The 24049-nt window shown below is 68.8% G+C and carries 15 protein-coding genes; 7 read left to right on the forward strand and 8 right to left on the reverse strand.

Annotated elements, in window-relative coordinates; genetic code table 11:
* Positions 1-2: 2 nt before the first annotated feature.
* Both N5079_RS19210 and N5079_RS19215 read right to left on the reverse strand, forming a co-directional pair.
* Positions 3-2504, reverse strand: coding sequence for a bifunctional YncE family protein/alkaline phosphatase family protein (locus N5079_RS19210; protein ID WP_261585310.1), 2502 nt, complete (start codon positions 2502-2504; stop codon positions 3-5).
* 145 nt (positions 2505-2649) lie between these two features.
* On the reverse strand, positions 2650-3654 hold the full coding sequence (locus tag N5079_RS19215) for a hypothetical protein (RefSeq protein ID WP_261585311.1): 1005 nt from the start codon (positions 3652-3654) through the stop codon (positions 2650-2652).
* A 440-nt stretch (positions 3655-4094) separates the two neighbouring features.
* Here N5079_RS19215 and N5079_RS19220 point away from each other — a divergent pair, with 440 nt between their 5' ends.
* Positions 4095-4859, forward strand: coding sequence for a fasciclin domain-containing protein (locus tag N5079_RS19220; protein WP_261585312.1), 765 nt, complete (start codon positions 4095-4097; stop codon positions 4857-4859).
* Between the two features lie 90 nt (positions 4860-4949).
* On the opposite strand, the gene N5079_RS19225 is transcribed toward N5079_RS19220, so the two are convergent.
* Positions 4950-6188, reverse strand: coding sequence for an MFS transporter (locus N5079_RS19225; RefSeq protein ID WP_261585313.1), 1239 nt, complete (start codon positions 6186-6188; stop codon positions 4950-4952).
* A 249-nt stretch (positions 6189-6437) separates the two neighbouring features.
* Here N5079_RS19225 and N5079_RS19230 point away from each other — a divergent pair, with 249 nt between their 5' ends.
* Complete coding sequence (locus N5079_RS19230; RefSeq protein WP_261585314.1) at positions 6438-7955, forward strand: MDR family MFS transporter; 1518 nt, start codon at positions 6438-6440, stop codon at positions 7953-7955.
* 39 nt (positions 7956-7994) lie between these two features.
* Here the strand turns inward: N5079_RS19230 and kstD are convergent, their stop codons facing one another.
* The 3 genes from kstD to N5079_RS19245 all read right to left on the reverse strand — a co-directional run bounded on the left by kstD (position 7995) and on the right by N5079_RS19245 (position 11821).
* The gene (gene kstD, locus N5079_RS19235; RefSeq protein ID WP_315967868.1) at positions 7995-9797 is read right to left on the reverse strand and encodes a 3-oxosteroid 1-dehydrogenase; all 1803 of its coding nucleotides are present in this window, start codon (positions 9795-9797) and stop codon (positions 7995-7997) included.
* A 111-nt stretch (positions 9798-9908) separates the two neighbouring features.
* The gene (locus N5079_RS19240; RefSeq protein ID WP_261585315.1) at positions 9909-11171 is read right to left on the reverse strand and encodes a serine hydrolase domain-containing protein; all 1263 of its coding nucleotides are present in this window, start codon (positions 11169-11171) and stop codon (positions 9909-9911) included.
* Between the two features lie 269 nt (positions 11172-11440).
* On the reverse strand, positions 11441-11821 hold the full coding sequence (locus tag N5079_RS19245; RefSeq protein WP_261585316.1) for a MerR family transcriptional regulator: 381 nt from the start codon (positions 11819-11821) through the stop codon (positions 11441-11443).
* Positions 11822-11880: 59 nt separating this feature from the next.
* Here N5079_RS19245 and N5079_RS19250 point away from each other — a divergent pair, with 59 nt between their 5' ends.
* Positions 11881-12759 carry an NAD(P)-dependent oxidoreductase gene (locus N5079_RS19250; RefSeq protein WP_261585317.1) on the forward strand — a complete coding sequence of 293 codons (879 nt, stop codon included), beginning with the start codon at positions 11881-11883 and terminating at the stop codon, positions 12757-12759.
* Between the two features lie 72 nt (positions 12760-12831).
* On the opposite strand, the gene N5079_RS19255 is transcribed toward N5079_RS19250, so the two are convergent.
* Together N5079_RS19255 and N5079_RS19260 are read right to left on the reverse strand one after the other, a co-directional pair.
* On the reverse strand, positions 12832-14058 hold the full coding sequence (locus N5079_RS19255; protein ID WP_261585318.1) for a PAS domain-containing sensor histidine kinase: 1227 nt from the start codon (positions 14056-14058) through the stop codon (positions 12832-12834).
* A 207-nt stretch (positions 14059-14265) separates the two neighbouring features.
* The gene (locus N5079_RS19260) at positions 14266-14826 is read right to left on the reverse strand and encodes an isochorismatase family protein (protein ID WP_261585319.1); all 561 of its coding nucleotides are present in this window, start codon (positions 14824-14826) and stop codon (positions 14266-14268) included.
* Positions 14827-15012: 186 nt separating this feature from the next.
* Here N5079_RS19260 and N5079_RS19265 point away from each other — a divergent pair, with 186 nt between their 5' ends.
* The 4 genes from N5079_RS19265 to N5079_RS19280 all read left to right on the forward strand — a co-directional run bounded on the left by N5079_RS19265 (position 15013) and on the right by N5079_RS19280 (position 23969).
* Positions 15013-15993: a hypothetical protein gene (locus N5079_RS19265; protein ID WP_261585320.1), complete on the forward strand. Its 981-nt coding sequence runs from the start codon at positions 15013-15015 to the stop codon at positions 15991-15993.
* 234 nt (positions 15994-16227) lie between these two features.
* A complete protein-coding gene (locus N5079_RS19270; RefSeq protein WP_261585321.1) occupies positions 16228-16788 on the forward strand; it encodes a hypothetical protein in 561 nt (186 codons plus the stop codon).
* Positions 16789-16801: 13 nt separating this feature from the next.
* Positions 16802-18877 (forward strand): flotillin family protein, encoded by a 2076-nt coding sequence (locus N5079_RS19275; RefSeq protein ID WP_261585322.1) that lies wholly within the window; start codon positions 16802-16804, stop codon positions 18875-18877.
* Between the two features lie 16 nt (positions 18878-18893).
* Positions 18894-23969, forward strand: a complete 5076-nt coding sequence (locus tag N5079_RS19280) for a DNA repair ATPase (protein ID WP_410007810.1) — start codon at positions 18894-18896, stop codon at positions 23967-23969.
* Positions 23970-24049: the final 80 nt, after the last annotated feature.

Genomic DNA, 24049 nt, shown 5'->3' on the forward strand with positions numbered 1-24049 from the left:
GGTCAGTCCTCCTCTTCCTCGACGTCGGGCATGGGGAGGCGGTGCCGGGGGGCGGGCATCCGGGAGCCGGGTCCCTTCACGCTCTGCCAGATGGCCTTGTTGAAGGTCGCCTCGTCGATCTGGTCCTCGTGGGTCAGGTTCTGCTTCGCCGAGATGGCCGCCATCGGCGCGTCCGCCGGGTTCTTCGCGTCGAACGGCTGGGCGGGCAGCAGCGCGTCGTACGGCCGGGCGTCGGGCCGGCCGGTGAACGACGGGGTCATGGGGGTGGCATAGGCGTCGAACTGGGTCATCGGCCGGATCCCGGCGATCAGCTCGATGGTGTGCAACATCGACACCGTGCTGTAGAAGGTCGAGTCGACCCGCCCGGTCTGGGTGTACGGGCTCACGACCAGGGCCACGGTCCGGTGGGCGTCGATGTGGTCGGGGCCGTTCTGGGCGTCGTCCTCCACTACGAAGATCGCGGTATCGGCCCAGAACCTGGAGTGCGACACCGCGTCCACCAGCTGGCCGACGGCGTAGTCGTTGTCGGCGACGCACGCCTCCGGCGTCGGCGCGCCGGCGAGCGTGCCCGCCGTGTGATCGGTGCCCAGCCGGACGAGCTCGACGTCCGGGAGCTTTCCGTTCTCCTCGTAGGCGCGGAACTCCCTGAGCCACTCGCACATGCGGCCCGCCCCCGCTTCGCAGTGATCGGGCTTCTTCATGTCGAACCCCGCGAAGGCCGGGTCGGTGTTGCCGGGCAGGTCGGGATCGATCGGGTCGGTCACCCCGGCGCTGGAGGTGTAGAAGCCGTAGTTCCGGTAGGACACGCCGGCGTCGGTGAGCCGGTTCCAGATATAGGCGTCCCGATAGTCCCGGTTGGGAGCCGTCGCCGGGTTGCCGCCCTCCCAGTCGTAGGGGTGGTTGCGTTCGGAGTAGCCCGCGGGCCATGTCTGCTCGGTGTAGGCGTTGGAGTTGGCCGCCGTGGACCAGTTCCAGCCCTGGGCGCTGATCTCGGCGTCGGCGTAGAAGTTGTCGAGCGTCACGAACCGGCGGGCCAGCTCGCGGGTGTTCGGCGCGGAGGACTCCCCGAAGAGGTTGAGGCCGGGATCGCCGTTCCCCCTGCCCAGGCTCCCCAGGACCTGGTCGTAGGTGCGGTTCTCCCGGACGACGTAGATGACGTGCTTGATCGGCGTCGGCCCACCGGGGTGGAGGGGGATGACGGCGCTGGGAGCGGAGGCGCGATCTCTCCCGTTGCCGGAGCCCCCGTTGCCGGAGCTCCCGTTGTTGGCGGCGACCTGCCGTGACCACGCGGCGAGCCGGGCTGGGTCCGCCACTCCGGAGATGACCGACAGCGTGCCCTTGATCATCGAGCCGATGTACTGGTCGGGAGAGGTCGAGGCGTGGGGGTCCGGATGCCCGGGGCCGTCGTTCGGCCCGGCCCCGAGCCCCTTGGCGTTGGTGACGAGCAGCCGGTCGCCGATGACCTGGATCGAGGTGGGATACCAACCTGTGGGGATGAGGCCCAGCACCCGGCCCCGCCGTACGTCGATCACAGCCACGTCGTTGTTGCCGGAGTTGGCGACGTAGAGCACCCGCTCATCGCCGGAGAGGGCGACGGCGACCGGATTGCCGCCGATCTCGGCCCCACGGTGGGGGCGGACGTCGATCCGGCTCTCCACCTGGTTCTTCACCGTGTCGATCACGTCGACCTCGTCGCTGTCGGCCGCCGCGACGTAAAGCCGCTCTCCGGACCGGTCCAGCACGGCCTTGTTCGGATGGGTGCCGACCTGGACGGTGGCCGTGAGGGAGGGATCGCCCCCGCTCGAAGCATGGGCGACGTCGACCACGCTGACCGTCGTGTCGCCCTGGTTGGTGACGTACGCGGTGGCGCCGTCCCTCGACAGCGTGACGCCGTAGGGGTTGTGCCCCACAGCCGTCGATGTGACCGAGCCGGTCTCGACGTCGATGACGGAGAAGGCGTCCGCGAGCTGGTCGGCGACGTAGAGCGTCGTGCCGCCGGGGGAGACGGCCAGCCCGGCCGGGAACATGTTGATCTTCTTCCCGGCAGGGCTCCTGGTGGGTAGCTTCAGGGCATCCGTCTCCGTGAGCCGCCCGTCCGACACGGTGAAGACACGGATCTTGTTGTTGCCCCCGGCGCTGGCGTACGCGCGGGTGCCGTCAGGGCTCCAGGCCACGCCGACGTACAGCGCTTCGGGCCTGCCGTACGACAGGGTCTGCGTGACCTTGCCTGTCGCGGTGTCGATGAGCTGGAGCGACTGGTCGCCCTGGCCGTCGTTGGTCACCAGCAGCGTGGAGCCGTCGGGCGAGAGCGCCGAGGCGAGCGGCAGCACTTCCAGGCCGACCTGGGCTCCCGCCGGGGTGACGCGGAAGCCGACGGGGGTGACGGCGGTGCCGTCGCCCTGCGGACCCACGTTTCCGCTCACGACGCCGTACGCGACGCCGCCGCCGATCAGCACGGCGACGGCCGCGACCAGGGTGATGAGCCGGTGCCTCGGACTTCTCATGGTGGTCCCTCCTGACCACCGCCGGACGCTACACGCCCGGAGCCGCCCCGTTCTTCCAGTTAAACCAAAGCTGACCTGGAGCTGATACTCGGGGGCGTCGTGTGGTGGGAGGGACCTTCAGCGGGTGACGCGGGCCGTACAGGTGTCAGGGGCTGACATAGGTGGGGAGGTTCGCCGCCACGATGTGCTCGTGGAAGGTGAAGACCTCGGGATCCCTCGGGTCGATCTCCGCGCTCACCCAGTGGTTCTGCGCGCTTCCGAAGGTCTGCACCCGCGTGACGTTCTCGATGACCTGGTTCTTCGCGTCGGTCAGCGGCTTGTCGACCTTGAAGACGTGCGAGTCGCCGTTGACCAGCAGGACCTGCCCGGGGAAGGCGATGGAGAGCTGGGCCAGCTTCCGCTTCGTGTCCGCGAAGTGGGCGGTCGGCTCCTCGGTCCACATGTCGGCCTGGAGGACGACGACGACCGCCTTCGACCCGGCGTCGCGGGCGGCGGCGAAGCCGCGGTCGAGCCACTCGAGGTTGGCCGCGTTGCGCGCGGTGTACTCGGCCTGGTCGCCGTCGGTCTGCTTGCCGCTCGCGTCGAACTGGGGAGCGTTGTTGTCGCTGCCCGGGATGTTGAGGCCGACATAGGTGACCGCGCCGTACTGCCACCGCACGTTCTCGGGATAGGCGGGCGTCTGGCGTTCCAGCTTCAGCGTCCGCTGGCCCAGCGAGTCGGGGGTCGCGGCGAACGTGCGGCGGATGAGGGCGAGGCGCTCGTTCGGGTCGTAGCTCCCGTTGCTCGGCCGGTCGCAGTCGGTCCACTCGTTGTCGCCGGGGACATAGACGAGCGGCCGGCGGAAGGAAGCGAAGTTCTTCACGGCCAGGTCGTACTGCGGCTGGTCACAGCGCTCGCTGCCGTTCTTGATGTCGCCGTCGAACAGGGTGAACGCCAGACGGTGGTCGGCGTTGATCTCGTCGATCACCCGGGGGAACTGCACGCGCCCGATGTCGCCGTACGGCGCGTCCCCGATGAGCGCGATCTCGTAGGCGCGGTTCGACCCCTCGTGGTCGTCACCCCGCTTCGAATTCCCACTGGCGTTGGCGGTGAGCGTCCCGCCCAGCATCACCAACGCGCCCACGGCCGCTACAGCCAATGTTCTCCGCATTCCCAGTCCTCCCAGAACTCACGCGACGGACTGCTGAATCCCAGTGCATTCGCATGGCAGTTCGACGACGCCGCGAGGCACCTCCGGTGAACGATCGGCGAATCTCCGATACAACGGCGTAGACCTGCCGCCCCACCTCTGTGAGCACATGGCCGACGTCTACAAGGGGAGGCGGCAGGGCTGAAGTGTGGATTGTGGGTTGGCGACGTTTGACGCTCGGGAATACTCCAAGTGGGTGTGTCGCGCATCCGATGCGGGGAGGGGGCCTGCGCGCGGCATCCGATCAAGGCCAGCAACCGGGTCGCGGGGGTTCGAATGCCGGTTGGAGCTCTATTTCGCGCATGGCCGTCGGCGAGTCCGATAAACGACGTCACCGGCTTTGCCCTGCCTTCTAACCGTGTGCCCGCCATCCATCAGGACACGCAAAGGGGACAGACGCCATGAACAATCGTCTTCTCGCCCTATCGGTCGCGGCGGTCGCCGTATCCTTCACGACGGCATACGGCGCCGGCACCTACAGCAGTGGAGCAGGCGCGGCCGTCGCCCGGGCGACGGTGAGTCCCGCGCCGGAAGTCACTCCCACCGAAGAGACCCCGACAGGTACGGCGTCGCCCGAGACCAGTCCCACGGCCACGGCATCGGAGTCCGCGTCGCCTGTCGGGCCGGGGTGCGCCGCCTTGCCGACCTCGGGTCCGGGCAGCCCGGCCGAGCTGGCGAACGAGCCGGTGGGCACCGCCCTCTCGCACGTTCCGACCCTGTCCACGCTGGCGACCGCGGCGCAGAAGGCCGGCGTGGTGCAGACTCTGAACTCCGCGGAGGACATCACGGTCTTCGCGCCCAGCAACGACGCCTTCAACAAGATTCCCAAGAACCAGCTCGACAAGATCCTGGCCGACAGGCAGGCTCTCAGCACCATCCTGGCCTATCACGTGGTCAAGGGCCGGAAGACGCCGACCGACCTGGAGAAAGGCAGCTTCACCACTCTGCAGGGCGGCACGATCACCACGAGCCGCTCAGGGCAGACCTTCAAGGTCAACGATGCCACCGTCGTCTGCGGCGGGCTGCGCACCCGCAACGCCACCGTGTACATCATCGACACCGTTCTGAAGCCCACGGCAGGGACGGCGTCGCCCACCTCATCGCCGACATCGTCTCCGACATCGTCTCCGACATCGTCTCCGACGTCGTCGCCGACACCGTCCTGAAGCTCGGCGCAGGGGCGGCCGGATGGGGGCGTGAGCCGTGCCACGCGGCTTACGCCCCTTCCGCATGTCCGGGAGGCGTTCGCGCGGCGGCTAACGCGGTTGGTATCGGCGGAAAGCGGGGACGGAAAGGCCGGCGACGAGCACGATGAGGGCGCAGACAAGGCCGCCGCCGACCCACGCGGGCACCAGGCCGAACGCCGCGGCCGTCGCGCCCGCTCTGATGTCGCCCAGCCTCGGGCCGCCCGCCACCACGACGAAGAAGACACCCTGGAGGCGCCCCCGCATGTCGTCGGGGGCGTACGTCTGGAGGATCGTCTGCCGCCACACGGCCGAGACGAGGTCGGTGAAGCCGGCCGCCGCGAGCAGGGCGACGACGAGCCAGAGTTGCGACGCCAGCCCGGCCGCGGCCACCGTGAGCCCCCACAGCGCGATCACGAAGGTCAGCGCCATGCCCTGCCTTCGGACCCGGCCCACCCACCCGGACGACACGCCCCCGATGACCGCTCCGAGCGCCACACTCGCGGACAGCCAGCCGAAGGCCACGGCCGAGCCGCCGAAACGGGTGGCGGTGAGCTCGGGGTAGAGGGCCCGCGGCAGCGCGAAGGCCATGGCGATGATGTCCACGACGAACGACATCAGCACGATCGGGCTGCCGATGATGTAGCGCAACCCGTCGACCACCGCCCGTAGGCCGGGCGCGGCGGCCTCGCCGAGCGGTTCGAGCCGCGGCAGCCGTACGGCGGCGTAGAGGCTGGCGCTGAACAGGACGGCGTCGATGAGGTACGCCACGCCGTACCCGCCGCCGGCGAGCACGACACCGCCCAGCAGCGGGCCGAGGACGGCGCCCAGGCTGCCCAGAGTGAAGTTGAGGGTGTTGGCCGACGGCACCAGATGCGCCGGGACCAGCCTCGGGACGATGGCGTTGCGGGTGGGCGACGCGATCGCGACCCCGGTGGACTGTACGGCCACGGCGGCGATGAGCAGCCAGACGTTGTCGAGGAACACCGCGTTCAGCAGTAGCGTCAGCGTCGCGCTCCAGCTTACGAGCGAGCTGGTGAGGAGCAGTTTGCGGCGGTCCACGGCGTCGGCGATCGCGCCGCCCCACAGGCCGAAGACGATCAGGGGCACGAGCGCGACCGGTCCGAGGAGCCCGACCCACAGCGACGACTGGGTCAGCGCGTACACCTGGGCGCTGACCGCGACGGCGGTGAGCTGGTAGCCGATGAACGAGAGTGCCTGGCCGAACAGGAGCCGCCGAAAGTGGGGGGTCGCCAGTGGCCGGGTGTCCATGGCATGCCGGCGGACGAACTCTCGAACGCTCTCAGTCACGCCGAATACCCTTCCATACCGGCTCATACCGGGATTTCGGGGCATCGATGCTCTCAATTGGCGCAGGTCAGTACATAGGTCGGGAATGTAATGGGGGTAACGGACGGTTGCGTACTCCCGGGACGGGTCTGCCGCCAGGGGGTTGGTCCGGCCCTCGACCGCGAGCCTTCGGCAGCATGCCCTACGGCCGGCGTTCGGCAGCACGCCTTCGAGAACACGGGTTCGACAAGCACAGGGAGCTCCTCCGACGTGACGACGGTAACGACCCCGAAGGGCATCGGTCTCAGGTCGGAGCGCGGTCCGGTGCTGGCCGCCATCATGCTCTGCACCGGCCTGGTGGCACTGGACAGCACGATCATCGCTACAGCGGTGCCGTCCGTCGTCCGGGACTTGGGCGGCTTCTCCCAGTTTCCCTGGCTGTTCTCGATCTACCTGCTCACGCAGGCGGTGACGGTTCCGCTGTACGGCAAGTTGGCCGACATCTTCGGGCGTAAGCCGGTCATGTTCTTCGGCATCGCGGTGTTCCTCGCCGGGTCGGTGCTGTGCGGCGTGGCCTGGAGCATGCCGGCGCTCATCGCGTTCCGGGCCCTGCAGGGCATCGGGGCCGGGGCCGTACAGCCCATGAGCATCACGATGGTCGGCGACCTCTACTCCGTCGAGGAACGGGCGCGGGTGCAGGGCTACGTGGCCAGCGTGTGGGGGGTCGCCGCCGTGGTGGGGCCCGCCCTCGGCGGCCTCTTCTCGGAGTACCTCTCCTGGCGCTGGATCTTCTTCATCAACCTGCCGCTCGGGGCCGTCGCCGCCTGGACGCTCGCCCGGCGCTTCAAGGAGCGGGTGACGCGGAGCTCGCCCCGGATCGACTACGTCGGTGCGGCACTGCTCACCGCCGGCTCCTCCCTGCTCATCCTCGGCCTGCTCGAAGGCGGGGTGGCGTGGAGCTGGGGGTCGGCTCCCAGCCTGCTCATCTTCGCGGCGGGGCTCGCCATGGTCGTCGCGTTCGTCGTCGTGGAGCGCAGGGCGGCCGAGCCCATCCTGCCGCTGTGGGTCTTCCGGCACCGCACACTGACAGGCGGCAATCTCGTGGGCCTCGGCGTGGGCGCGCTCATGATCGGCCTCAGCTCGTACGTGCCGACCTTCGTACAGGGTGTCCTCGGCACGGGGGCCCTGGTCGCCGGCTTCGCCCTGGCGGCGCTCACCATCGGGTGGCCCCTCGCGGCGACCTTCTCGGGCCGCCTTTACATGCGCATCGGTTTCCGGGACACGGCCGTCATCGGCAGCGCCCTCGTCGTGGCGGGCGCCGTCCTCGGGGCGCTGGTCACCCAGCGGACGCACGTGTGGACGGTGGCGGCGGCATGCTTCGTCGTCGGCGCCGGCCTGGGGCTCTCCTCCAGCCCCACCATGGTCGCCATCCAGTCCGTCGTCGGGTGGGAGCGCCGGGGCGTCGTCACCGCGACCAACATGTTCTCCCGCTCGATCGGCAGCGCGGTCGGGGCGGCGATCTTCGGGGCGATCTCCAACGCCACATTGGCCGACCGCTTCGCCCACCCGCCGGCCTCGCTGGCCGGCCGGCTGCCCGACAGCGTCGACGCCACCAGTCTCGTGCTCGGCGCTCACGGCTCGGCCGCGCGGTCGCCCACGGCGTCCTTCATCCGCGCGGCGCTCTACGAGGCGAGCCACCACGTCTTCCAGGCGCTCGTCGTGGTGGCGGTGCTCATCGTGGCTGCCATCCTCTTCATGCCACGGCGCACCGCACAGCTCACCACGTAGCGCAGGCCGGGTTCGACGCGAGGCGGGAATTCGGCGGTGTCACGCTCCGGGGGCGTCGGCGATGTCGTTCGCGGCCACATAGCCGAAGGTCATGGCCGGGCCGATGGTGGAGCCGGCGCCGGCGTAACTGTGGCCCATGACCGCGCCGCTGGCGTTTCCCGCCGCGTACAGCCCCGGTATGACCGAGCCGTCCGTTCGCAGCACGCGCGCCCGGGCGTCCGTGCGCATCCCGCCCTTCGTGCCGAGGTCGCCGGGAACGATCTTGAACGCGTAGAAGGGCGGCAGCCACAACGGGGCGAGGCAGGAGTTCGGGATGACGACCGGGTCGGTGTAGTAGTGGTCGTACGCGCTGTCGCCGCGGTGGAAGTCGAGATCCTTGCCGGTCAGCGCGAAGCCGTTGAAGCGTTTCACGGTGCCGCGCAGGGCCGCCGGCGGAACGCCGATCTTCGCCGCCAGCCCCTCGATCGTCCAGTCCTTGTAGACGGCTCCGCTCTGGTACCACGCGTCGGGCAGCGGCAGCGTGGGAGCCACATCCCTGAAGAGATAGCGATTGCGGTAGTTCTGGTCGACGACCAGCCAGGCCGGGATGTCCGGCGCGGTCGTGTCGCGGTCGTACATGACGTGCACCACGTCGCTGTACGGCGCGGCCTCGTTGACGAACCGGACGCCGTCGCCGTTGACCATGATGCCGCCGGGCAGGGTGCGTTCGGCCAGGCAGAAGTACGGCTCGTCCGGCAGCGGGATCGCCGGGCCCCACCACGCGTCGTCCATGAGGTCCAGCGCCGCCCCGGCCCGCTGGCCCGCCTGGATGCCGTCGCCGGTGTTCTCCTTGGCTCCGACCGTCCAATCGGTGCCGATGGGCTGCCGCTGGAATTCCGTACGCATGCCGAGGTTGTGCTCGAAGCCGCCAGAGCCGGTGATCACTCCGCGGGTGGCGTTGACCAGCGTCTGCGTGCCGTTCCGTGCGACGACGACCCCGGTGACGCGGCCGCTGCCGTCGAATCGCAGGTCGACGAAGGGCGTGTTCAGCCATACCGGGACGTTGGCGGACATCAGCCCGGCGCGCAGCCCGCCGGCGAGGGCCTGGCCCATCGTGAGGGGCTTCTCCCCGTGCAGCACCGCCGCCGTGTATCTGCTGACCCCTTCCAGGGAGACCGCCAGGCCCTTGGCGTTGACCGCGGCGAGGGTGAGCCACTTGTAGTCCGCGCTGAAGACTACCGTGCCGGCCGGAGTGGGGATGTACGACGGGTTCAGATGAGCCAGCTCGGCGCCGAGGATGGTGCCGTCGAGCTGGTCCGGCTCGATGGACCGCCCCTTCGGCATGCCGCCGGGCAGGTCGGGATAGTAGTCGGAGTAGCCCTCCATCCACCGGAACCGTAGCGGGCTGTTCCTCATGACGAAGGAGATCATGGCGGGGCCGTTGGCGAGGAAGGCCGCCTGCCGGTCGGCGGGCACCGTGTTTCCCACGACGCTCGCGAGATAGGTGGCCGCCTTGGCAGGGGTGTCGGGGACGCCGGCGGCGAGGATGACCTCGTTGCACGGGATCCAGATCCCGGCTCCCGACCGGGCCGCCGAACCGCCGAAGGTGGGCGCCTTCTCGACCACCACGGTCCGCAGCCCTCGCCTGGCGGCCGTGAGCGCGGCCGTCATCCCCGCCGCCCCGGAACCGATCACCACGACGTCGTACTCGACCACGGCGGCGTACGCGGCGCGGTCAAGCAGGCCGGAGCCGAGCATGACACCGGCTCCGGCGGCTACGGCGCCTCGCAGGACCTGCCTCCGGCTGTGGCCGCGCGGCTGAGGCCGATCCGCGGCGGCGGACGCGTTCTGATGTGCGGGCACGGCGGGTTCCCTTCGACGAGAGGCCTGCGACGGCACCTCGCGCCTGGCACCCGCGCAAAGCATGCGCTTGGTTGGTGAAACTGTCAACGGCATCCGCGCCGCGGGCGGCCGTCAGAAGTACTTCGAGGTGAGGTCGGTGGTCGGCCAGGTGGTGACCTTTCCGATGGCCTCGTTCATGCGGGGGCTCAGCACGTCGTAGTCGGGAGTGCCGCTCTCCTCGCGCCGGTTGAAGAGCGCGGCGTAGGTGACGCCGTTCTGGATCCTCGCCAGGTAGGTGTAGGTCCCCGGCATCCCGCCGGCGTGCCAGGTGTTGAGGTGGCCGGGGACCTGGCGCACGTACCAGCCGCAGCCGTACCACGAGCCGTCGTCGCTGATGCCGATCTCCGGCTTGGCGAACATCGTCGCGATCGAGGCGGCGTTGAGCACCTTGCCCGCCGCGTCGAAGACGGTGGAGAACTTCACCAGGTCGACGGCGGACGCCAGCCAGCCGCCGTTGGCGTCCTGGTTGGGCATGTTGAACCCGCCGTACTGGTACGGCACCACCGTGCCGGACCCATCCATCACGGTCTTGTTCGTGTACTGCGAGTAGTAGGTCACCTCGCCCGCCGCGGCCTCGGTCCTCAGGCTGAGGCCAAGGCGCATACGGCTGATGCCGATAGGCGTCAGGAGCTTCTGCTTCACGTACGCCTCGTAGCTCATGCCCGACACCTTTTCGATGATCCGGCCGAGCAGCGTGTAGCCGTAGTTGCTGTAGACCATCTTCGAGCCGGGCTGGAAGTCGAGTGGCCGCCCCGTGGCGTACTTGATGATGTCGGCGTGGCTGATCGGGAGCGGCACGCCCAGCGAGGCCGAGATCGTGTGGTCCAGCCAGAGCTGGTCCTTGCTCACGTCCCTGTCCCAGCCCCCGAGGTGCTGCATCAGGCGGAGCACGGTCACGTTCTTCAAGCGGGAATCGGCGGTGGCGGACAGGCCCAGCAGTGTGGTGACCGGAGCCGAGAGGCTCAGCTTGCCGTCCTGGACCAGTCGCATGACCGCGGTCGCGGTGATGTGCTTGCTCAGGCTCGCGATCCGGAAAAGGCTGGTCGGCTGGACGCGCGCGAGGAACGCGGTTCCGCCCGTCGTCGTGGGCCGCGTGTAGTAGCCGTAGCCTCGCGCCAGCACGATCTTGCCGTTCTTGACGACCGCGAGCTGCGCGCAGCTGATGTCGCGTTCGGCGACATACGTCTTCATCACCTGGTCGAGCCCGGCGAGGGCCGCCGGGGCGACGCCGCTGACCAGCACGTCGGCCGCTCGGGCGGGAGCAGCGCCCAGCGCGAGGGCGGGGACCGCTCCCACGCCCGCCTTCAGCAGGCTCCTACGGCTCAGCGTTGTCACTCTTGACTCCCAAGTCATGATCTGTCAGAAAGATCAGTATCTTAGGGGATCTTCGACGTCGAGGCGGTCAGCCGCCGGAACATGTCCGGACCCCGTACGGATCACAGCGAGGCGGGAGTGATCTAGGGCATCCGGGCCTTCATCGGATGACGACCCGGATGGGGACGGGGGCCCTGGGAAAGGCGGTTCCCCAGGCCACGCTCACTGGTAGGAGTGCCCGCCGGCGTGTGCGGCACATTTTCCCGCGAGGAAAACTACGAGTTCCGAAATCACCTTGTCGATACGCCGGCGGACCTCAGGTGCTGTGGGGCGGCGATGATGGCGTCCAACATGGCACGGGCGGCCATGAATTCATCGATCGCGTCGTTGATCCTGTCACGTTCCCTGGACAGGCCGGCGTACAACTCCGGACATACCGGAGCCCGGCTTTGGCCGTCATCGGCGATGCAGGGCAGGATCTCCGCGATCGTGGCGGTGTTGAGGCCGGCCGCGAGCAACATGCGGATGCGCCGGACCGTGCGCAGGTCCGCCGGGTCGTACTCGCGGTAGCCGCTCGGCCGCCGTGAGGGCCGCAACAGCCCCTGTTCCTCGTAGTAGCGAAGCGCCCGCTGGCTGATCCCGGTCCGCTGGGACAGCTCCCCGATGCGCATGTGACCTCCGGCAAAGCCTGTTGACTCTCACGCCGACGTGAAGCTTTAGCGTAACCGCCATGACAACGCGAAGATCAGCCGTGACCGTTCTGGGACTCGGCCCGATGGGCCAGGCGCTGGCCCGCGCCTTCATCGCCAACGGCCACCCGACGACCGTATGGAACCGGACGCCGGCCAAGGCCGAGGAGCTTGCCGCGCATGGAGCCCTGCCCGCGGCCACGATCGCGGACGCGATCACCACCGGCCCGCTGGTGGTCGTCTGTGTGCTCGACTACGACGCCGTCGATTCGATTCTCTTCGGCCAAGCCGTACGCGGGCGGACTCTCGTCAATCTCACCGCGGGCTCGCCGTACAGGGCCCGTGAAACGGCCGCGTGGGCCGCCGAGCACGGCGCCGGTTATCTCGACGGGTCGATCATGACCCCCGCATCGACCATCGGGCGGCCGGCGGCTCATGTTCTGTACAGCGGATCAGAGGCCGTTTATGAGGCTCACCGCCCGACCTTGGCGAGCCTCGGCGGCACCGCCACATATATGGGCGCCGACCCGGGGCGGGCGGCCGCCTACGAGGTGGCCCTGCTCGACATCTTCTGGACGTCCATGAGCGCCATCGTCCACGCCTTCGCCCTGGCGGGCGCGGAGAACGTCACGGCCAAGGAGATCGCGCCGTATGCCCAAGCCGGCGTCGGCCTGCTGCCCGGCATCATCGCCGAGTTCGCGGAGCGGATCGACGAGGGCAGGCACCCCGGCGACCGATCCAGCATCGCCTCGGCCGCGGCGGGAATGGAACACATCATCCACGCCGCTCAGGCCCGCGGCCTGGACGTCGGCGTCCTGAGCGCCGCCAGAGCCGTCACACAACGGGCGATCGACGCAGGGTACGGCTCCGACGGCTTCTCCCGGCTGACCCAGGTCCTCCGTACGGCGACGGGGGACTGACGCTCTGCCTGGCGTTGTGGTCGCGGACCCGCGTTAATTCTCATTGGGAACCGGTCACCCGATCTGCTCCCGTCACGCGAGGGGGAGGCGGAGAACGAAGCGGGCGCCGATCGGGTGGTCGGCGGCGTACAGGTCACCGCCGTAGGCGTGGGCGATCTCGCGTGCGATGGGCAGACCGAGTCCGGAGCCGCCGGGATCCAGGCTGCGGGCGGCGTCCAGGCGGCACAGGCGTTCGAAGACTCTTTCGCGATCGGCCGGGGCGATGCCCGGTCCGTCGTCGATGACTTCCAGGACCGCATCGGGCGGGTCGGCGGTGAGGTTGATCTCGATCTTGGTAGTGGTGTGCCGTTCGGCATTGGACAGCAGGTTGCCCAGAAGCCGGGCCAGCCGGATCCGGGAGGCACGCACCATCACCCGCTCATCGAGCCGGGTGTGTACGGCGGCGGCCGAGGTCCGGCGTTCCAATTCGTCCATGACGAGGTGGGTCACATCGACCGGTTCGGCGGCGCTGCGCGCCCCGTTGTCCAGCCGGGCGAGTTCGAGCAGATCCGCCACGATGTCGTTGAGCCGCTCAGCGTTTCTCAGCAACTTGCGAAGGATCTGCTCCAGATCGATGTCGGGTTCCGAGAGTGCCGCCTCCAGCTCCGTCAGCAGCCCGGTGATCGGGTTGCGCAGGTCGTGGGAGACATCGAAGACCAACCGCCGCTGCCGTTCGATGGCCTCCCGCAGCGCCGCTGTGGTCTGGCGTTGTTGTCTGTGTGTCCGCTGGAGCCGTTCGTTGAGGTCGAGGAGCTCGCGGGCGCGGACGTAGACATCGGCCTCGACCACCTGCAGTTCAGCCCGCGCGCCGGTGACATCGCGTTCGCGGGGCCGCCTCAGCCGCTGGAGGAAGCCGGTGATCTCTTCTACACGGTGAAGGATCAGTCTCACCTCACCGTCCTCGCCGAGGACGGGCGCGTTGACCACAGTCCAGTACCGCTTCTCGAACCCCCCTGGTTCACCGTTCGCCTCGACGTCGTACCTGACCAGCGAAACGATGTCCTGCTCGCCGGTGGCCGTCACCCGTTGCAGCGAAGCACGCAGGGCCTCCGCCCCCTGCCCGTCGGGATCGTTGTGAGCCTCCGGATTGATGGGGAAGGCCGTGAAGACGTCCCGGCCCAGCAGGTCCGCCTCGATCCGATCCGTCACCTCCAGAAAGGAGTCATTGACCGCCACGATGACGAGGTCCCGCGTCAGCACCATCAACGGGGCATGTGTGGCCTTGAACACCGCCTTGTAGTCGATCTCCGAGTCCTTCACCGGCGATCACCGCTCCACACGCACATATGCCCAGGTTAGGTGAGGTGTCCAAAGTCCCGGGCCACCGTGCGCGTCGTTCAGCCCCGCCCCGGAGCCCCTGCGGGGCTCAGCTTGTCACGTGCTTCGGACGCGGTGCCCTCCCCGAGACGTTCCGGTCCGGGTCGCGGATTATGAACGGCGCTGAACAGCGCGGACTTCTCGGTCGCTTCAGGACGTGCCGCCGAAGTCGACGTCCTTGGTTTCGACGGTCCCGGCCGTCCGCCCCGGCGCCGTCTGGTGGGTCCAGTACAGGTTCGTGTGCGCGATGACCTGGTCCGGCGGCGGCGCCCCCCATGCCGTCTGGTCCTCCGTCGTGTGGGCGTCGCTGACAAGGGTCGCGTCGTATCCCCTCACGAACGCGCCGTGGAGCGTCGAGCGGATGCACGCATCGGTCTGTGCGCCGACGACGACGAGCCGCCCGACTCTCAGGCCCGACAGCACGGTCTCAAGGGTGGTGTCCTCGAAGGAGTCGCCGTAGATCTTCTCGACCAGTGGCTCGGCGTCGCCCGGAGTCAGCTCGGGGACGATCCGCCAGTCGTCGCTTCCCCTCGTGAGCTGCTCGTCGGAGTGCTGAACCCATACAACGGGGACCCGCTCGCGCCGCGCCTTCTCGACCAGGCTGCCGACGTTCGCGACGACCGCGTCGCGTTCGTGAGCCCCCTCGACGACGCCGTTCTGCACATCGACGACGAGGAGTGCGGTGTTCGGCCGGTTCTCCAGTGTGCTCATCGTCTCTCCTTGCTCAGCCTGGGCTCCTGTGTCCGCCCACGGTAGACCTGCCCACCGACAACAAGCCGACGGCGACTTCTGGGTTCCGGCGGTGTCGTAGGGGTTGCCCCGGCAGATCTCTCAGCTGATCCTGCGTGGGACGTCCTGTGGCGTGGCCAGGATGCTCGGACTCAGAAAGGGTGTCTCATGGCTCGGACCACTCCACTCGCCGCCTCCTCATCCGACATCTCCCCTGCTGATCTGCCCCGCCGCCGAGGACTGATCGTCATCCTCAGCGTGCTGGCGGGAGCGTTGGTCGCCGCACTGTGGTCCTTCACGCTCGTCGACAGCGTGATCGGCGACAACGTCGCCAACACGCTGCTCGGCTACGACGCCAAGGGAACGGCCATCGGCGGCCTGATCGCGGGGACGGCCTTCGCCTTCGTCTCCGGCCTGGCCGGCACGTTCACCGCCTGTAACATCGCCGTCTTCGGCGCGATCGCCCCCATGGCGAACGCCCGGGATGACCGGGATGGCCGGATGAGCACCGCCGCCCCAGGCGGCTCGCTCTCGCTCAGGTCGACGCTGGGGCCGATCGGCTGGCTCGCGCTCGGCATGGTCGCGATCTCGGGGGCCTACGGCGCCATCGGCGCGATCCTCGGCGAGCGCCTCCCCCAGCTGTCCACCGCGGTGGGTGGATCCGGGCTTCCCCCACGACTCATCCAGGCGTCGATCGTCTTCGGCGTGATCGGCCTGGCCTTCCTCTACCTCGGCCTGGCGGCGCTGCGCGTGGTGCCCGATCCCTTCGCGGCTCTCTCGCTCCGTTTCCCGCACGCCCGTCTGGTGGTGATCGGCGCGCTGATCGGCGGGTTCCTTGTCGGACGACCGTTCCCGCTGTTCCACAAGTTGTTCGAGTACGCCGCCAGGACCCACAACCCGTTCTACGGCGCGGCGGTGTTCATCCTGCAGTCACTCGGCAACATCACGGTGATGGCCGTGCTCTACGTCGTTCTCGTGTATGCGACCAGGGGGCGATTCACCCGCTGGATGACCGCGAAGCCGGCACGCGTGGCGACGATCACCGCCGTGGCCTTCATCGTCGTCGGCGCGTTCACCTTCCTGTACTGGGACCTTCGCCTGCCCGCGCGGTTCGGCTACGGCTGGTTCCCGACGGCCCCGTGGCAGTGACCGGCCCCGTGGCAGTGACCGGCCCGTGGCAGTGACCGGCCACAAACGCGCAGGCGCCCCCGCTCAGGGGAGCGCCTGCGCTGAGTCGTGTTGCTACCTATGACCGGCGGTACAACGCGCGTAATCATTGAAAAGTGCCTGTTATTCCCTCTTGAAATAGATGCTCACCATTGCTGGGATATGCGCAATGATGCATATGTCTCGGGGGAGATGCTGATAAACGGTGGGAGTCACTTGGGGGGTTTCGTCGGCGCGGCGCTTGGATTTCCGGCCGTGCTGTTCAGCTTCATGCTGGTTGTCGTCATCGGCTACTGGGTCCTCGTGTTGCTGGGGGGCCTCGGGGCGGACCTCCCTGACGATCTTCTTGCCGGCTTCGGTTTGCGTGGAGTGCCGGCCACTGTCGTGATCTCGGTCATGGTGGCGATCGCATGGTTCGTCAGCCTCGCCGGCGTGGCTCTGGTGGAGGGGACGGCCGCGCGGACCGCCGTCCTTCTGATCGCGTTGCTCGCCGGCTGGCTGTGCACCCGCCTGCTGGTGCTGCCGATACGCCTTCTGTTCCCGGCCGTGGCCGCGCCGTCCCGGAGCGACTTCGTCGGCCGGATGTGCGTCATCCGTACCGGACGGGTCGGATCCGACTTCGGCCAGGCCGAGGTCACGGCGGAGGACGGCTCCTCGGCCGTCGTCCAGGTGCGCCAGACCGGAGACGACGATCTCCGCGCTGGTAGCTCCGCACTCATCTTCGACTATGACCCGGAGGGCGAGTTCTTCTGGGTCATGCCCTACGACCTCCACTGACAGGGGACCTTCGATGGATGTGATCAGCACAGGGGTGGGCGTGCTTCTCGCCGTTCTCCTCCTCGTCGTCATCGGCCTGATGTTCGTCATCAGCCGGCTGTTCAACAAGGTCGAACAGGGCAAAGCCTTGATCGTTTCCAAGGTCAGGAACGTCGACGTCACGTTCACCGGCGCCGTCGTCCTGCCCGTCCTGCACAAGGCCGAGGTCATGGACATCTCGGTGAAGACGATCGAGATCACGAGGACCGGCCAGGAAGGGCTCATCTGCCGGGACAACATCCGGGCCGACATCCGCATCACGTTCTTCGTGCGGGTCAACAAAACGGTCGAAGACGTCATCAAGGTGGCCCAGGCGATCGGCACCGCCAGGGCCAGCGACGAGGAGACGCTGCAGGTGCTGTTCAACGCCAAGTTCTCCGAGGCGCTCAAGACGGTCGGCAAGCAGCTCGACTTCGTCGACCTCTACACCAAGCGCGACGAGTTCCGCGACCAGATCGTCCGAGTGATCGGCACCGACCTGAACGGCTACAGCCTCGAGGACGCCGCCATCGACTTCCTCGAGCAGACGCCCATGGCGCAGCTCGATCCGGCCAACATCCTCGACGCCCAGGGCATTCGTAAGATCACTGAGCTGACCGCGATCGAGCACGTCCGGACCAACGAGTACCAGCGCAACGAGGAGAAGGAGATCACCCGCCAGAACGTCGACGCGCGGGAGGCCATCCTGGAGCTCGCGCGACGGCAGGCCGACGCGGAGGCCAAGCAGAAGCGCGAGATCGAGACCATGAAGGCGCGCGAAGAGGCCGAGACCGCGCGGGTGCAGGCCGAGGAGCGGCTCAAGGCGCAGACCGCCAACATCCGCACCGACGAGCAACTGGGCATCCAGCACGAGAACCGGGCGAGGGAGATCGCCGTCGCGGAGAAGAACCGCGAGCGTGTCATCGCGATCGAGACCGAGCGGATCGAGAAGGATCGCATGCTTGAGGTGATCGCCCGGGAACGCGAGACGGAGCTGTCGCGAATCTCCAAGGACAAGGAGCTCGAGGTCGAGAAGCGGGCGATCGCCGAGGTGACGCGCGAGCGGATCGCGGTGGACAAGACGGTCGCCGAGCAGGAGGAGAACATCAAGCGCCTGCGGGTCGTCGAGGAGGCCGAGCGGGCGCGTCAGGCGCTGGTGATCCAGGCCGAAGCCGAGGCGCAGGAGAACCTGGTCAAGGACATCAAGGCGGCCGAGGCCGCCGAGCAGGCCGCCAAGTACAGGGCCCGCGAGGAGCTCGTCCTCGCCGAGGCCCGCCAGCAGGCGGCCGAGCTCGACACCCGGGCGAAGATCCGCCTCGCGGAGGGCCTCCAGGCCGAGGCGGCTGCCGCCGGGCTCGCCGATGTCCAGGTGCGCGAGCGCGACGCCGAAGCCATCGAGAAGGTGGGACGCGCGGAGGCCACGGTCGAGCGGGAGAAGGCACTCGCCGCCGCGCTGGCCGTGGGCGAGAAGCTCAAGGCGGAAGCCGAGGGCGAGCAGGCGAAGGCGCTGGCCGCCGCGGCCGCTGTGGGCGAGACGCTCAAGGCCGAGGCGGAAGGTCTCACCCAGAAAGCCGCGGCGCTGGCCGCGCTCGACGATGCGAGCCGCGGGCACGAGGAGTACCGCCTCCGGCTGGACGCGGAGAAGGAGATCCGGCTCAAGGACATCGACGTCCAGCGGGAGATCGCGGCGGCGCAGGCCACCGTGCTGGCGGCGGGCCTCGAGAAGGCCGACATCGACATCGTGGGTGGCGACAGCATCTTCTTCGATCGGCTCATGAGCTCGATCACGATGGGCAAGAGCGTGGACGGCTTCGTCGAGAACTCGAGCGTGGCTCGGGCGGTCGCCAAGCCGTACCTGGACGGGACCGCCAGCCTGCCCCAGGACCTCTCCCGGATGCTCGGCTCGCTGGACACGGCGGACGTGCGGAACCTCACGCTGTCGGCCCTGCTGGTGAAGCTGATCAAAGCGGGCGGCCCCGACGCGGACAAGCTGCAGGATCTGCTGAGCGCCGCGCAGCGCCTGGGCGTCGCCGAGCAGCCGGTCGCGGCCCTCAACGCGGCGAAGCACTGACGGCCCCGTGGCCCAGATCAGACAGACACAGGTCATCGGGACACAGGCCATCGGGACGCAGGTCGCCGAGACGCAGGCGGGGCTCGACGCGGGCACCTACGAGGTCCTCCGGGCCCGGCTGTCCGAGCAGGCCAAGGAGCTTGCCCGCCGGGCCCGGGCGCTCAACGCCCGGCGCCTGGACGTCTTCGGCGGCGCCGAGCTCCGGCTGGCCGGCACCGAGCGCATCCGCACCGAGAACAACTGCGTGCCGCGCGACATCGTGTCCGTGGGCGGGGTCATGCTGTTCGGATACAACGTGTTCATCGGGCTGAGGTCCGAGACGACCGTCCCGGACGTGTTCTCATGCCACCGGTTCACCCGCGACGGCGACGCCTTCCGGTTCGACGACAGCCCGCTGCTGTTCGACGACCCGCAGTTCGAGCGGGACTTCGGCGAGCTGTACCGGTACTACAAGGAAACCCGGCTGCTGCAGCTGCGCCGGCTGGAAGGCCGGCTGCTGGCCGTCTTCCAGACCGGCCCGCAGGACATCCGGGTCCTGCGATGGAGCGTGGGCACCGATGGCTCCGTCAGCTACCTGGACAACCGGGGCGAGCGTGACCACGTCTTCCCGCCGTCGCACGACTTCGAGTGGACGGTGACCACCAGGGACGACCACGTCCTCGGCCGTCACCCGCACATCTCGATCGCCGACGAGGTGTTCGTCGAGACCGTCGGCGGCGACCTCACCATCAAGGTCGAGAACAACACCGAGACCGGTGAGGGGATCTACCGCGAGCCCGTCGACGAGCCGCTGCAGAGCCTGGCCGACGCGGACGTGCACCATGCCAGGGTCGGTCCGCTGATCCTGCTCCGCATCCGGCCCTACAACGAGGCCGAGTGGCGGCACCTGGTGTTCAACACCAGGTCCAGAGAAGTGGTCCGGCTCGATGGCATCGGGCAGGCCTGCCGGCGGCTACCCGAAGACCAGGGCATCATCTTCCCCGGCGGCTACTACCTCGCCACCGGCACGGCGAAGACCTTCGACACTGACGTCGCCAGTCTGGAGTTCGAGCGCGTCATCCGCTCGCCCAACGGGGAGGACGTGCTCTACGTCTTCCACGCGAGGGCGGAGGGCCGGACGCTGCTGCTGCCGTACAACGTGATCCGCAAGGAGGTCGCCAACCCGATCCCGTGTCACGGCTACTCGCTGTTCGACGACGGCACCCTCATCGTGTTCCGGGCGACCAGTGACGAGCCGACCCGCGTCCATCCCATGCAAATCTGGCAGACGCCGTACGTCTCGGACACCTTCGCCGCGGCCCAGCCCGTGGGCAGCGGGCCGCTGGAGCGCATCGGCAACGCCGAGCTGGTGCGCGGGATCTCGGACTGCCTGTCCGTCGTCCGCATGGTCGAGGAGATGGCCCCGTCGGTGCCGGTCTTCGAGGCGCTGATCGCCGCGTGCGTCCGGGCTTTCGACCACTACCACTGGCTGAACGACCACGATCTCCGTTCCCCGATCGCCGACCTCAGGGCGACCGCCGAGCAGGTGCTGGACGAGTTCGAGAAGGTCCAGTCGCTGACCCGCCAGGCGGCGTCCGCCCTGGACGAGGCCGCCGCACAGATCGCGTCCCTGGTACGGCAGGCCCGCGGCGAGTCGCCCATGACGGCCGACGCGTGGGTGCGGCAGCTCGCCGGGCTGCGGCGTGCGCAGGGCCGTGTCGCGACGTTGCGGGAGCTGCGCTACATCGACACCCAGCGGGTGGACGCTCTGGCCGGCGACCTTGAGACCGAGCTCGGCGCCGCCGCGCAGCGCGCTGCCGCGTTCCTCCAGCGCGACGACGCGTTCACCGCCTACCACGCCGACGTGGAACGGCTCATCTCGGACGCGGAGGCCATCAGGACCGTCGCGGAGTCCACTCCGATCTCCGATCGGCTCGTCGAGCAGGGCGAGGGTCTGGCGATCCTGACCGAGGTCGTCGGCACCCTGGAGATCGCCGACGTCACAGTGCGCACGGCGATCCTGGAACGGATCGGCGCGGTCCTCGGCGGGATCAACCGGGCCCGGGCCACCCTCGCCGCGAAACGCGGGGAGCTGCTCGCGAGCGAAGGAAGGGCCGACTTCGCCGCCGAATTCGCCGTGCTCGGCCAGACCATCACCGGCGCGCTCGCGGTGGCGGACACACCCGAACGCTGCGACGAGCAGTTGGGAAGGCTGCTGCTCCAGCTGGAGAACCTGGAGTCACGCTTCGGGGAGTTCGACGACCTCGTGGCCCAGCTGGAGGGTAAGCGGGAGGACGTCTACGAGGCGTTCTCCTCACGCAAGCAGACGCTGCTGGACGAGCGCGCGCGCCGGGCCGACCGCCTCTCGGCCTCCGCGGACCGGATCCTGAGCGGCGTGCACCGGCGTGTCGTGAGCCTCGACTCGATCGAGGAGGTGAACACCTACTTCGCCTCCGATCCCATGGTGGCCAAGCTGCGCGCGGTCGCCGACGAGCTGCGCTCGCTGGGCGACCAGGTCCGGGCCGAGGAGCTCGACGGCCGGATCAAGTCCGCCCGCCTGGACGCGGGCCGTGCCCTGCGCGACCGCCTTGACCTCTACTCCGACGGCGGAGAGACCATCCGCCTCGGCCGTCACCGGTTCGCCGTCAACACCCAGCCGCTCGACCTCACGCTCGTCCCCCTGGACGGGCGCATGGCGTTCGCCGTCACCGGGACCGACTACCGGTCGCCTGTCGACGAGGAGTCGTTCGAGGCGACCCGGCCGTTCTGGGACCAGTTGCTCGTCTCCGAGTCAGTCGATGTATATCGGGCGGAGCATCTCGCCGCCTCGATCCTTACCGAGGCCGAGACGGGCGGCCTCGCGCGGACCGGCAGCGCAAGCCGCGCGGGGCTCTCTCTCGACGCCCTGCACGCGGCCGCGCTTGTCGACGGCGGCCTGTTGGAGGTGGTGCGCCGCGTCGCGGAGACACGTTACGACGAGGGTTACGAGCGCGGCGTCCATGACCGGGACGCCGCGGCGATCCTCGACGCGCTGCTCCGCCTCCACGCGGGCGCCGGCCTGCTGCGTTTCCCGCCCGCGGCGCGAGCCGCCGCGCAGCTCTTCTGGGCGTTCGGCACAGAGGAAGCGGCCCGCGAGATCTGGACCACGCGGGCCCGGTCGCTGGCCCGGGCCCGGGCCACGTTCAGGCACGGATTCGCACCTCCCGGTCAGCCGGGATCGTCGAATCTCACAGGCTCCGAGGTGCTTTTGGAACTTCGTGCGGATCCGATCGGCCAGATCTGTACCGAACTGACGTCCGCCATGGTGGATTTCCTGCGCCGTGCCAAACTGAAGAGCGGCGACACCGACCTCGCGGGGGAGTACCTGTTCGAGGAGTTGGCGAGCGCGCCCTCAGGTTTCGTCACGAGTGCCGCCGCCAGAGGTCTCCTGGGCAGGTTCCGAGGGGCACTCGGCAGTTCTCTCAAGGACTTCGAGGACGATCTGCGGGCGCTGGGCGACGATCTGGGAGCCCGCCACCAGCTGGCGGAGGCCTGGCTGGGGTCCTTCCTCAGTGGCGAACAGAACGGTGAGGCGGGAGCCGTACACGCCGGCGACCTCGCGGAGGCGATAGCCGTACAGCTGGGTGATCTGCCGCGGTACGACTCGTCGGCGGCACTCACGGCCACCGTCGAAGGTCTGCTCGGCGCGCATCCCCGGCTGGCCGGGCGGAGCCTCGTGCTGCGCCTCGACGAGATGCTCACGCGCGCCCGGCGCTTCCGGACCGAGCGGGTGCCCGCGTACCGGGCCTACCAGCGGCAGCGTGGCGAGCTCATCGAGCGCGAGCGGGCGCGGCTGCGGCTGGAGGAGTACCGGCCCAAGGTGATGAGCGCGTTCGTGCGCAACCGGCTGCTGGACGAGGTGTACCTGCCGCTGATCGGCGACAACCTCGCCAAGCAGCTCGGCGCGGCGGGGGACGCCAAGCGCACCGACCAGATGGGACTCCTGCTGCTCATCTCCCCGCCGGGGTACGGCAAGACGACGCTCATGGAGTACGTCGCGAGCCGGCTCGGTCTGGTGTTCGTCAAGGTCAACGGTCCGTCACTCGGCCACGCCGTCACCTCGCTCGACCCGGCGCAGGCGCTGGACGCCACCGCACGGCAGGAGATCGAAAAGGTCTCTTTCGCGCTGGAATGCTCGAACAACGTGCTGCTCTACCTTGACGACATCCAGCACACCTCTCCCGAACTGTTGCAGAAGTTCATCTCGATGTGTGACGCCCAGCGCCGGATGGAGGGCGTCTGGAACGGCCGGACCCGGACCTACGATCTGCGCGGCAAGCGCTTCGCCATCTGTATGGCGGGCAACCCGTACACAGAGTCGGGCCGGCGGTTCCACGTCCCGGACATGCTCGCCAACCGGGCCGACGTGTGGAACCTCGGCGACGTGCTGTCCGGCAAGGAGGAGCTGTTCGCGCTCAGTTACATCGAGAACGCGCTGACCTCCAATCCCGTCCTCGCGCCGCTCTCCACGCGCGACCGCGCCGACGTCGAGCTGCTCGTACGGCTGGCCCAAGGCGATTCGGGGGTGGATTCGGGGGTGAACGCCGACCAGCTGAGTCATCCCTATTCGAGAGTCGAGCTCGACCAGATCCTCTCGGTGCTGGCGAAGCTGCTGCGCGTCCGGCAGGTCGTGCTGGCGGTCAACCAGGCATACATCGCCTCAGCCGCTCAGGCCGACGCCTCGCGCACGGAGCCGCCCTTCCAGTTGCAGGGTTCGTACCGGAACATGAACAAGCTGGCCGAGCGGATAGTCCCCGTCATGAACGACGTCGAACTCCAAGCCGTGATCGACGCCCACTACCTGGGAGAGGCCCAGACTCTGACGTCCGAAGCCGAGGCCAACCTGCTCAAGCTGGCGGAGCTGCGCGACACGATGACCGCTGACCAGGCCGAGCGCTGGACGCAGGTGAAATCCGGCTATCTTCGCTCGAAGGCCCTGGGCGGAGACGGGGACGACCCCATGACCCGCGCCGTCGGCGCCATCGGCCTCCTCGCCGACCGCGTGGTGGGCGTCGAGAAGGCCATCGACCGCGCTGCCGCGCCTGACGGGCCCGCTGGTCGTTCAAACCGCTAACGTCGTGCCGACTCGAAGGCCCTCTCGCTATCGCGCGTCATCAGGCCCTTGACCGGACACCGCCGCCATCTGAGGAGTCC

The organism is Planotetraspora sp. A-T 1434 (genome assembly GCF_025420585.1).
Taxonomy (GTDB): domain Bacteria; phylum Actinomycetota; class Actinomycetes; order Streptosporangiales; family Streptosporangiaceae; genus JAOEGB01.